This is a genomic window from Streptomyces sp. DSM 116793 (genome assembly GCF_057320905.1).
On record NZ_CM170494.1, the window covers coordinates 7386865 to 7397756 of the forward strand.

The following is a 10892-nucleotide window of genomic DNA, read 5'->3' on the forward strand; positions in this document are numbered from 1 at the left end:
GCTCACCCGCGGTCCCCGGCGGAAGGGCCGTCGGCTCGGGCCGGCCGGTGGGCGGGAACGGCGGCGGTACTGGAGCGGAGTGAGATCGGCGGGGCCAGCAGGATCTGGCGTGGCGGCGTGGCCGGCGCGGCGATCCTCTCCAGCAGCAGGGACACCGCCTGCGCACCCATGTCCTGTGCCGGCACGTCGGCCGCTGTCAGCGGCGGGCGGAAGTCCTCGGCCCAGAGGCGGGCCGCGACACCGATGACCGAGAAGTCGCGGGGCACCTTCAGGCCCGCATCGGCGAGCGCGCGCTGAACACCGGGCAGAGCCGCTTCGTTGATGGTGGCGACGGCTGTGAGGTCCGGGTGGCTCCGCAACAGGCGCTCGACGCATTCCTGGCCGGAGCGGGCGTCGTCTCCGCACGGCACCTCGACACCGTCCAGGCCGCGCTCCCGCACGGCGTCCAGGAAGCCGTGCCGGGCGCGGTGCGCGGGCCCGTAGCCGGCCGTGATCAGTTCATGGGAGCGGTTGACGAGCGCCACCCGGTGGTGGCCGAGATCGGCGAGGTGGCACACGGAGTGATGGATCAGCCCCGCGTAGTCGATGTCGATCCAGCACATGTCCCGGTCCCGGGCGGTGCGGCCGATACCGACGAAAGGCACGCGCGCCTGCTGGAGCCGGACCGCGCGGGCGTCCTCCATCCTGATCTCCATCAGGATCACCCCGTCGATGCGCCTCTCGGAGACCAGCCGCTCGAAGGAGCGGTCGTGGTCGCCTCCGGAAGGGGACAGCAGCACGTCCAGGTCCGCACGGGAGGCGGCGTCGACCACACTGGCCACGAATTCGAGCTGCATGTGGGTGAGCCGGTTGCCGGCGGGCGGGATCACGAGACCGATCGTCCGCATCCGGCCCTCCGCGAGGGCCCTGGCGGTCGCGTTGGGCCGGTAGTCCAGTTCGTCGATGACCTGCTGGATCCGCCGGCGGGTGGTGTCTGCGACGGGGCGTTTGCCGCTGAGCGCGTACGACACCGTGCTGCGCGACACCCCCGCTCGCCGGGCGATCTCCCCGATGTTCATGCAGCTCCTTCAAGGTGTCCACCTCGATGCTTCATGCTACTGCCTAGCGAATCGGTTCGACTATCAAGATCGCATCGGGAGAGGGTCAGGGGTCGCCAGTCCATGAGGTCGGCCCCTTCAGCCCCTGTGAAGAGAGTCGTTAAGCCTTGACCGGCCCAAGGGTCCGCTCTACGTTCGAGTCGAACCGATTCGAATTCATCGCTTCGAACCAGTGGTGTGATCCCGTCGGAGCCGAACGCGTGCCCGCCCCCTTCCAGCGGGACCGGCACGGAGCGAGAGGGACAGGTGTCATGAGAAGAGCCCCACGGTGGCGGATCCTCGTCGCGTCACTGGCTGCTCTTGCGGTCGCGTCCAGCCTGGCCGCATGCGGATCGTCGTCCTCTTCGGCGGGCTCGTCGGGATCCCCCGGCACATACGCCCTCTGGGACCCGTACCCGCAGTTCGACGGTGCCTCCCGGTGGGGCAGGCTGGTCGACGCCTGTGGCACCCGGGCCGGGGTGAAGATCAAGCGAACCGCCTTCGACACCAGTGACCTGACCAGCAAGGCCCTGCTCGCCGCACAGCAGGCCAACGCCCCGGATGTACTCGTCCTCGACAACCCCGTCGTCTCCACCCTCGCCGAGGCAGGCGTCCTCACCACGACGGACGAGAACAAGATCAGTACCTCGCAGGTGGAACCGAACCTCCTGGCGGCGGGAGTGAGCGGCGGCAAGACCTACGGCACGCCCATCGGTGTGAACACTCTGGCGCTGTTCTACAACAAGAAGATCCTGAAGTCGGCGGGTGTCGATCCCGCCTCGATCAAGGACTGGGCGACGCTCACCGCGGCGCTGGCGAAGGTCAAGGCGGCGGGGAAGAAGGGCATCACGTTCTCGGCGATCGGCACCGAGGAGGGCAGCTTCCAGTTCCTTCCCTGGTTCTGGGGCGCCGGCGCCCGGTTGACCGACCTGAGCTCGGACAGGGCCGTCTCCGCGGTGACCCTGTGGGCGGACTGGCTGAGGAAGGGATACGCGCCCAACTCGGTGATCAACAACACCCAGACCACCAGTTGGCAGGAGTTCGCCACCGGTACGTACGCCTTCGCCGAGAACGGCACGTGGCAGCTGGCCAACGCCAGGAAGGCCGGTTTCGACTACGGAACCATCGCCATCCCGGCCGCCTCCGGCGGCACGGCACCGGCACCGACCGGCGGGGAGTTCGTCACCGTGCCCGTACAGAAGGACACGGGGCGCTACGCCACCTCGGACAAGATCGTGTCCTGTCTGACCAGCGCGAAGAACCTGCTGGCCACGGACACGGCCCTGTCCTACGTCGCGCCGACCAAGGCGGTCCAGGCCCAGCAGGTCGGCGCGAACCCGGAGCTGACGGTGTGGGTGCGGGCGGCGCGCGCGGCCAAGGGCAGGACCAGTGACAACCTCGGCACGAGGTACCCGAAGATCTCGAAGCAGCTGTGGGGAGCGGTGCAGGCCGTGCTGACCGGAGCCAAGTCACCGAAGGACGCCCTGGCCGCGGCGCAGTCCGCCGCAAAGTAGCCCCTCGACTTCCGGGCCCTGCCGCGAGCGGGGCATGTGCCCTCAAGGACTGACTGCCGATGAACACCACCGCACGGATGCCGCACGCCCACGTCGCACCCGGCGGGCCCGTACCGGGGGCGGCGAGCCGTCCTGCCGGCGGCACCGACCGGCCACGGCGGGGACAGCGCTCCCAGCAGTGGATCGCATGGGGATTCCTGGTCCCCGTCGTGACCTATCTGGCCGCCTTCTACGCCTACCCGCTCTACCGCAACGCCGATCTGTCGCTGCGTGACTACACGGTGCGGTCGTTCGTGCAGGGCGGGGCGCCCTTCTCGGGCCTGGAGAACTACCGGAAGGTCTTCGCCGACGCGACCTTCGTGCCGGCGCTCGAACACACCGTCCTCTTCACCGCGGTCTCCCTGTTCTTCCAGTACGCCATCGGCTTGGCGCTGGCGGTGTTCTTCAACCACCACTTCCGGCTGTCCACGACGCTGCGGGCGCTGTTCCTCGTTCCCTGGCTACTGCCGCTGATCGTGTCTGCCTCGACGTGGTCGTGGATGCTCAACTCCGATTCCGGGGTGATCAACGCGGCCCTGGGCTGGCTGGGCACCGGTTCGGTCAACTGGCTGACCTCGCCGTCGTGGTCGCTGGTCTCGGTGACCCTGGCCAACGTCTGGATCGGCGTCCCCTTCAACCTGGTGCTCCTGCACAGCGGCCTTCAGGCGATTCCCGCGTCGCTGCACGAGGCGGCCGCCCTGGACGGTGCGAACGCGTGGCAGCGGTTCTGGCGGGTGACCTTCCCGCTGCTGCGCCCCGTTTCCGCCATCACGTTGCTCCTCGGCCTCGTCTACACGCTCAAGGTGTTCGACATCATCTGGATCATGACCAGGGGAGGCCCGAGTGACTCCTCGACGACCTTCGCCACCTGGTCCTACCGGCTGGGTTTCGGAAACCTCCTGCCGCAGTTCGGCCCCGGAGCCGCCGTCGGCAACCTGCTGGTCGTGATCGCCCTGGTCTTCGGCCTGCTCTACATACGCGCCCAGCGGAAGCAGGCGGACTCATGAGCCAACGCGCACTCGCCACCCCAAGGCGGCACGCTCCGGCCCGGCTGCCGCGGCGGCCCTGGGGCGGCACGCGGTGGAGGACGGCACTGGGTGTGCTGCTCACTGCCGTGATGCTCTTTCCCGTCTACTGGATGGTGAACGTCTCGTTCACCCGCGATCAGGACATGCGCAAGTCTCCGCCGGACCTCTTTCCGCTCCACGGCACGCTGCGGGGCTACCGGGAGGTGCTCGACCAGCAGTTGCCCTACCTCGGCACGAGCCTCGTCATCGGCGTCGGCACCGTCCTGGTCACGGTGGTCCTCGCGGCACCGGCCGGTTTCGCGCTGGCCAAACTGCGGCCGCACGGAGGCGGAGTACTGAGCTTCCTGATGCTGGTGGCGCAGATGATTCCCGGGATCATCATGGCGATGGGCTTCTACGCCATCTACCTGAACCTGGGGTTCCTGCAGTCCACCGTGGGCCTGATCGTCGCCGACTCCACCCTGGCGGTGCCTTTCGCCGTACTGATCTTCACCGCGTTCATGTCGGGGATCCCCGGAGAGCTGATGCAGGCCGCGAAGACGGACGGTGCAGGCACGGTCCGAACCTTCTGGTCCATCGTGCTGCCGATGAGCCGGAACTCGGTCGTGACGGTCTCGTTGTTCGCCTTCCTCTGGTCGTGGTCGGACTTCGTCTTCGCCAGCACCCTGGACGGCAGTGGTGCCCACCAGCCGATCACCCTGGGCATCTACCACTACATCGGCAACAACAACCAGGAGTGGAACGCGATCATGGCGACGGCCGTCGTCGCGTCGCTTCCCGTCGCCGTGATCCTCGTCCTCGCCCAGCGCTACGTCGCGGCCGGCGTCACCGCCGGCGCGGTCAAGGACTGACCGACCCCACCGGTGTCTGCCACCCCCGACCTCGAAGGATTGGGTTTCCTGTCGATGACCGACGCCTCCCTCGGCTGTGCCTTCACCATCCAGGACATACCGTTCAGCCACCACGGATCATGGTTCAACCTGTCGCCGGTCATCTCCCAGCACGACCGGGCCCGTGACGTGCACCTGATCTCCCATCAGAACGGTATGCACCCCGTCCTGCGCCTGGTACCGCTCCGCCCCGAGACCGGGGACCGGGCCGGCACGACATGGCAGGCCACGCCCGCCAGGCTGACCTGGACCAGCGATGCCGGGCGCATCGACCTCGTCTACGAGACCCCCGACACCGTCCGGCTGCGCGGCCAAGGCCTCGACCTGCTCGTCCAGCCTGCGGCTGCCGAACTGACACCGTTCAGCGGGACGTACTTCTACCGGGACCCCGTCGACGGTTCCCACCAGTTCAGTTCCTATGAGACGGGACGCCGCTACCGGGTCACGCTCCTGGGGGAGGCCACCGCCCGCCCGGCGGGCGCCGAGGGCCTCGGGGACACCGCTCGCCGCCTCACACTGTCCGGGCCGGACGGGTGGGAGGCGGTCATAGAGGAAATGGACAGCGCACGGCCGCCGCACACCGGTGCGGTCGACTTCACCACCGCCCTGGCGCGCAGCGAGGAAGCGTTCCGGGACTTCGCCCGCTCCGTCGTTCCCAAAACAGCCGGCGAAGCCCCCGCGGCGGAACTCGCCGCATATGTGCTGTGGTCGGCCACTGTCCGCCCCGCCGGGTTCCTCCGCCGCCCGGCGGTCCTGATGTCCAAGCACTGGATGGACAAGGTCTGGAGCTGGGATCACTGCTTCAACGCCCTCGCTCTGGCACCGGGCCACCCAGAGCTGGCCTGGGACCAGTTCCAGCTCCCCTTCGACCACCAGGACACAACGGGGGCACTTCCCGACTCCATCACCCACTCGGAGATCCTCTACAACTTCGTCAAGCCGCCCATCCACGGCTGGGCCCTGCGCCGCCTGCGTGAACGCCTTCCGTGCCGTCCGGGGACCGGCGAACTCACCGAGACCTACGCGCGGCTGAGGCGCTGGACGGATTTCTGGCTCGTGGCACGGACCGCACCCGGCCGGAGACTGCCCCACTACCAGCACGGCAACGACAGCGGCTGGGACAACGCCACGACCTTCGACCCCCGACGGGTTCTGATCACGGCCGACCTGGCCGCGTTCCTCGTGCTGCAGTTGACACAGCTCTCGGAACTGGCCGCGGAACTGGGCCGCGGTCAGGACGCCGACCGCCATCTGCGCACCGCGGACTCGATTCAGGAGGCCCTGCTGGACCGGCTCTGGTCGGACGGCCGCTTCCACGGCTGCTCACCCGACACGGGGCAGCTCTCCACCAGCCACAGCCTGCTGGACCTGATGCCCATCGTGCTGGGCGAGCGCCTGCCGCGCGACATCGCCGACAGGCTCGCCGACAGGATCGCCTCCCACCTCACCCGCTACGGCCTGGCCACCGAGCACCCCGATTCCCCGCACTACGAGCCGGACGGGTACTGGCGTGGTCCCATCTGGGCCCCCTCCACCGTGCTCATCGAGGACGGCCTGCGCCGGGCGGGCCACACCGGGCTCGCCGACGACATCAGCCGGCGCTTCCGCTCGCTGTGTGAAAAGTTCGGATTCGCCGAGAACTTCGACGCGCTGACCGGCCGGGGACTGCGTGACCGCGCCTACACCTGGACGGCGAGCAGCTACCTGTTGCTCGCCGACGACCACGACCGCCGGAGCGGACACACGGCCCCGCACCCCGGACGGCCCGGGGCGAAGACCACGAACGGCGCGGTCGGCGACGCGGGATGAGGAGCCGTCGCCGACGCGACGACCAGGCTGCCGAGCCGGTCCCCGCCGACGCGGCCGTGCACAGCCGCCCGTCCATGCGGCGCCCCATCAGCCGAAGACGCGGCGCTGTATCTCACGGCGGTAGTCGTCGAGCGTGTTGTCCAGGTGGACGGCGGCGGCCTCGGCCGCCGCCTCCGGGTCGCCCTCGCGGATCGCCCGGCAGATCGCCTCGTGCTCCTCCACCGCCTCCGCGGCATGGCCGCCGACGGTGCCGTGCAACCCGATCGTGCTCGACTGGCGTTGCAGCCGGCGCGCCTCACGCACGGCCGCGACGAGGAAGGGGTTGTGCGCGGCGGTGGCGATGCTGACGTGGAAGTCGTCGTCGCCGCGGTCGAACAGTTCATGCCGTCCCGTCAGGTGCCCCTCGCGGCAGATCGCGGCCGCGGCCTCGATCGACCGCAGCTCGGCGGGTGTCGCCCGGGTGGCGGCCAGCCGGCTTGCCGCGGCCTCCTGCACGCGCCGGAACTCGAAGAGCTGGTAGACGTGCTCCAGGTCGGTCGGCAGGAAGAAGCCTCCCCAGCGGGAGGACCCCAACAGCCCTTCGTCATCGGTCACATACAGGCCGCGCCCCTTCTGCGCGCGCACCCGCCCGATCGCCGAGAGGATCTTCACGGCTTCCCGTACCACGGTGCGGCTGGTACCCAGGCGTGAGGCCAGCTCGTTCTCGGTCGGCATACGGTCACCGGGCTGAAGTTGCAACTCGGCGATGAGCTGGAGGATCTGCTCGGCCACCAGCTCGTATCCGGGACGGTAGGAACCCGCCGGGGTGGTGTTGCGCTGCCGCGGCGCAGCCGGGTCGCCTGCCGCCAGTACGGGCTTTCCGTCCAACGGCTTGCCTCCTTCGACGCCGGGCCATCGCCCGTGCACGGCCGGTCCTCTGTTCGCGTGAGCATACACCTGCTCTCACATGATCCGAGAATGAGTCGTACTCATTACGGTTGACTGATCGCCCAACTCTGGTCATAAGCGGCAAAAACCCAGAGAAGTGGGTCGCCGTTGTTAAGAATTCTCGAAAATAAGCACGCTCATACCGTTGACTACTTCCGTTTTGGCCGCTCTTATGTGTGACCAAGGTGAGTGCTCCCTCCGTAGCGCTCACGAGGGGCCTGTCATCCCTCCCTGCCTGCCCGACCCGTCGTCCGGGTCGGCGGGACGGAACATCGCCTGCCTGCCGGGCAACCCGCAGGCCGTCACAAGGATGAGTGGAGTCGTTCATGACAGCGAAGATCCGCGCGGTCGGCGCGAAGAGATCAGGAAAGGGCCGTGGGCGCATGGGGCTCCTGGCCGCCGGCGGCGCCCTGCTCCTGATGAGCACGGCCGCCTGTGGAAGCGGATCCGCCGGCGCGCAGAACGGCTTCCATCCGGTGAAGCAGACGGACGGAACGCTGACGGTGTGGGTCGACTCCTCGCGCCTGGCGGCTGCCAAGCTGTACCAGAAGAAGCATCCCTCGGTGAAGATGGACATCGTCACCTACGACGGGGACGCCAACGGCTCCAACTACCTGCGCACCAAGGTGAGCCTGTTCAACCGCACCCGGCACGGCTGGCCGGACGTGGTCTTCAGCACGCAGAACAACGAGACGTCCTGGGCCGTGCAGGCCGGCTTCACCGCACCGCTGGACAAGGGACTGATCCCCAAGTCCACCCTCGCGGGCTGGGCGAAGGGGGCGAACGACCCGTGCACCGTGGACGGAACCCTCTACTGCCTGCGCAACGATCTGGCGCAGACCGTGCTCTGGTACAACGCCCCGCTGATGAAGAAGTGGGGCTACCAGGTGCCGACGACCTGGGAGCAGTACGAGGCACTGGGGAAGAAGGTCGCGCGGGAGCACCCCGGCTACCTGGTCGGCTCCGCGGGCGACGTCTTCACTCCGGAGATCTACCTCTGGGCCGCGAAGTGCGGGGCCAACCACATCACCGGGGCGAGGGCGGTCACGGTCGACACCGGCGGCGCGAACTGCAAGCGCATGGCCACGCTGCTGGACACCCTGGTCGAGAAGAAGGCGCTGTCGCTGAGCAGTGTGTTCAGCTCGGACTTCGACAAGAACGCCGCTGACAAGATCCTCATGATGCCCGGGCCCTCCTGGTACGGCGGTTCGCTGTTCGAGGGATCGTTCAAGACCCCGGCGCACCAGATCGCCGTCGCCCCGATGCCCCAGTGGGCGGGCGACTCCCATCCGTCGGTCGGCGATGTCGGCGGAGGCACGTGGCTGCTGTCGGCGCACAGCGCGCACCTCAAGGCGGCGACGGCCTTCCTCACCTGGGTGACCACCTCCGACGACTACCAGGGCAAGCAGGCGCCCGGGTATCCGGCATACGCACCCGCGGCCAAGACCTGGCTCGCCGACAAGGCGTCCTCCGGCTACTACGCGGGCGACATCACACGCCCCCTGCGGACGGCGGCGGACCAGGTGTGGCCAGGCTGGGGGTACGGACAGTTCAGCCAGGAGGCCATCTGGGCGGCCACGGTCACCCCGGGCCTGACCGCGGGCAAGAGCATCGTCTCGATGCTGCCGGCCTGGGAGAACGCGATCGCCAACTACGCGCGCACCGACGGATACAAGGTGACCCGATGAGCGTGCCGAGCACGGGCCCCGGCCGGGCGTGGGCGCTGCCCGCCCGGGCAGTGCTCCGGCGCCTGCGGCCCGGTCACGGATTCGTCGCCGCCTATGTGGTGCTGCTCATCGCGTTCGGCGTGGTACCGACCTGCTCTGCGGTCTACTTCGCGCTCACGGACGCGGGCGGTGCCTTCGTGGGCCTGTCGAACTTCGCCTCGGCCGCCGGTGACTTCCGGTTCGTCTCCGCCGTCGGGCATGTGGCGCTCTACCTCGTCCTCTGGCTCGTCATGCTGGTGGTGTTCGTCGTGGGCCTGGCGCTGCTGCTGCACCGCCTGGCGTCCCAGGGGATGAGCAGACTGCTGCGCTTCCTCTATTACGTCCCGGGTGCCCTGGCCGGTGCCGCGAGCGTGATGGTGTGGCTCTTCGTGCTCGACCCCGCCGTCAGCCCGCTCGCCTTCCTGCTGCGTGGGCTCGGCTTCCAGACGTTCAGCCAGGTCATCGCGCCGTCGCACCTGCCGGTGCTCTTCACCCTCATCGCCTTCTGGACCGGCGCCGGAGGATGGATCGTCGTGATGTACGGGGCGCTCAACAACATCTCGCCGGACGTTCTGGAAGCGGCCCGGATCGACGGCGCGGGCCCCTGGCAGACCGCTCGGCGGATCCAGATCCCCCTGCTGCGCAAGTGGATCGTCTACATGGTCATCCTCGCCTTCGCCGGCGGCACCCAGCTCTTCGTCGAGCCCCAACTCCTCTCCCAGGCCAGCGTCGGCGTCGCCGGCCGCGACTACTCCCTCAACCAGCTGTCCTACGACTTCGCCTTCCAGAACAACGACATCAACACCGCTGCGGCCATCTCCGTGGAACTGCTGGTGGTGGGGCTCGCGGTCGCCGGAGTCTTCGTCGCCAGATCGGGGTTCTTCGATGCAGACTGACATCCGGCGGCCCGCCTCCCCACCGCCTCCCGACGTGAAAGCAGCACACCGGCCGGCGGGACCGCGCCACCACAGCCGCCACCTCCGCGTGCAGCCGCTGCCCGCCGTGGTCCTCGCGCTGTTCCTGGTCTTCTTCGTGCTTCCCGTGCTGTGGCTGCTTCTGGCCGCCACGAAGACCGACAGCCAGCTCGTGCACAGCAATCCGCTGTCCTTCGGGTCCTGGCACGCGCTGCGGGCGAACTGGAACGCGCTGACGGCCTACCAGCACGACGCGGTCTTCCTGTGGCTGCGCAACTCGGCGCTGTACTCGTTCCTCGCCCTCGTCCTCACGCTGTGCGTCGCGGTCCCCGCGGGCTACGGACTGGCGATGACCGAGTTCAGGGGCCGGCGCACACTGCTCATCGCCACCCTCGTGGTGATGCTCATGCCGAACGCCACGCTCGTGGTTCCGCTGTTCCTCGAGATCAACGCGGTGCACCTGATCGGGTCGATGTGGTCGATCATCCTGCCGTACGCCTTCTATCCGTTCGGCGTGTACCTGACCTACATCTACTTCAGCACAGCGCTGCCACGGGAGCTTCTGGACGCCGCGAGGCTCGACGGCTGCTCGGAGTTCGGAGTCTTCCGCCGGGTCGCCCTCCCCCTGGCCGCTCCGGTCGTCGCCCTGGTCGGCTTCTTCAGCTTCGTGGCCAACTGGACGAACTACTTCCTCCCCTACGTCATGCTGCCCGAGAGCAGCCAGTTCCCCGTACAGGTCGGCCTCGGGACACTGCTCAACGACGTCCCGCAGTTCAACCCGACAGTCGGCACGCTCGCGGTGCAGCGCCCGGAGTTGGCACTCGCCACGCTCCTGGCGATCACCCCCGTACTGATCATCTTCCTCTTCTCCCAGCGCTTCCTCGTGGCCGGCATGCTCGCCGGCGCCACCAAGAACTGAACCCGGCCCATGCCGTATGGAGGTGCGCCCCGGTAGCCGGCCCACCGTGCCGCGCCCGGGTACCGCCCTG

The 10892-nt window shown here is 68.6% G+C and carries 9 protein-coding genes; 7 read left to right on the forward strand and 2 right to left on the reverse strand.

Annotated elements, in window-relative coordinates:
- Nucleotides 1-2: 2 nt before the first annotated feature.
- Nucleotides 3-1058 (reverse strand): LacI family DNA-binding transcriptional regulator, encoded by a 1056-nt coding sequence (locus ACSMXW_RS29060; protein ID WP_485800648.1) that lies wholly within the window; start codon nt 1056-1058, stop codon nt 3-5.
- A 290-nt stretch (nt 1059-1348) separates the two neighbouring features.
- Between ACSMXW_RS29060 and ACSMXW_RS29065 the strand changes: the two genes are divergently transcribed.
- From ACSMXW_RS29065 to ACSMXW_RS29080, 4 genes are all read left to right on the forward strand, one after another.
- Nucleotides 1349-2590, forward strand: a complete 1242-nt coding sequence (locus ACSMXW_RS29065) for a sugar ABC transporter substrate-binding protein (RefSeq protein WP_485800650.1) — start codon at nt 1349-1351, stop codon at nt 2588-2590.
- Between the two features lie 59 nt (nt 2591-2649).
- Nucleotides 2650-3636 (forward strand): carbohydrate ABC transporter permease, encoded by a 987-nt coding sequence (locus tag ACSMXW_RS29070; RefSeq protein WP_485800652.1) that lies wholly within the window; start codon nt 2650-2652, stop codon nt 3634-3636.
- 110 nt (nt 3637-3746) lie between these two features.
- On the forward strand, nt 3747-4508 hold the full coding sequence (locus tag ACSMXW_RS29075) for a carbohydrate ABC transporter permease (protein WP_485808376.1): 762 nt from the start codon (nt 3747-3749) through the stop codon (nt 4506-4508).
- 54 nt (nt 4509-4562) lie between these two features.
- Entirely contained in the window at nt 4563-6356 is a 1794-nt protein-coding gene (locus tag ACSMXW_RS29080; protein WP_485800654.1) for an amylo-alpha-1,6-glucosidase, read from the forward strand.
- 87 nt (nt 6357-6443) lie between these two features.
- On the opposite strand, the gene ACSMXW_RS29085 is transcribed toward ACSMXW_RS29080, so the two are convergent.
- Complete coding sequence (locus ACSMXW_RS29085; protein WP_485808378.1) at nt 6444-7205, reverse strand: FadR/GntR family transcriptional regulator; 762 nt, start codon at nt 7203-7205, stop codon at nt 6444-6446.
- A gap of 404 nt (nt 7206-7609) precedes the next feature.
- Between ACSMXW_RS29085 and ACSMXW_RS29090 the strand changes: the two genes are divergently transcribed.
- Genes ACSMXW_RS29090 through ACSMXW_RS29100 form a run of 3 tightly spaced genes read left to right on the forward strand, consistent with a single transcriptional unit; the run spans nt 7610 to nt 10822 of the window.
- Nucleotides 7610-8971, forward strand: a complete 1362-nt coding sequence (locus tag ACSMXW_RS29090) for an ABC transporter substrate-binding protein (RefSeq protein ID WP_485800656.1) — start codon at nt 7610-7612, stop codon at nt 8969-8971.
- A complete protein-coding gene (locus tag ACSMXW_RS29095; protein ID WP_485800658.1) occupies nt 8968-9885 on the forward strand; it encodes a carbohydrate ABC transporter permease in 918 nt (305 codons plus the stop codon). The genes ACSMXW_RS29090 and ACSMXW_RS29095 overlap by 4 nt, the downstream gene beginning before the upstream one ends.
- Nucleotides 9875-10822 (forward strand): carbohydrate ABC transporter permease, encoded by a 948-nt coding sequence (locus tag ACSMXW_RS29100; RefSeq protein ID WP_485800660.1) that lies wholly within the window; start codon nt 9875-9877, stop codon nt 10820-10822. The genes ACSMXW_RS29095 and ACSMXW_RS29100 overlap by 11 nt, the downstream gene beginning before the upstream one ends.
- Nucleotides 10823-10892 lie beyond the last annotated feature (70 nt).

What these genes read in the sequence shown, in the direction of transcription:
- ACSMXW_RS29060 (WP_485800648.1), bottom strand. Translation starts at nt 1,058, where the DNA reads ATGAACATCGGGGAGATCGCCCGGCGAGCGGGGGTGTCGCGCAGCACG.
- ACSMXW_RS29065 (WP_485800650.1), top strand. Translation starts at nt 1,349, where the DNA reads ATGAGAAGAGCCCCACGGTGGCGGATCCTCGTCGCGTCACTGGCTGCT.
- ACSMXW_RS29070 (WP_485800652.1), top strand. Translation starts at nt 2,650, where the DNA reads ATGAACACCACCGCACGGATGCCGCACGCCCACGTCGCACCCGGCGGG.
- ACSMXW_RS29075 (WP_485808376.1), top strand. Translation starts at nt 3,747, where the DNA reads ATGCTCTTTCCCGTCTACTGGATGGTGAACGTCTCGTTCACCCGCGAT.
- ACSMXW_RS29080 (WP_485800654.1), top strand. Translation starts at nt 4,563, where the DNA reads ATGACCGACGCCTCCCTCGGCTGTGCCTTCACCATCCAGGACATACCG.
- ACSMXW_RS29090 (WP_485800656.1), top strand. Translation starts at nt 7,610, where the DNA reads ATGACAGCGAAGATCCGCGCGGTCGGCGCGAAGAGATCAGGAAAGGGC.
- ACSMXW_RS29095 (WP_485800658.1), top strand. Translation starts at nt 8,968, where the DNA reads ATGAGCGTGCCGAGCACGGGCCCCGGCCGGGCGTGGGCGCTGCCCGCC.
- ACSMXW_RS29100 (WP_485800660.1), top strand. Translation starts at nt 9,875, where the DNA reads ATGCAGACTGACATCCGGCGGCCCGCCTCCCCACCGCCTCCCGACGTG.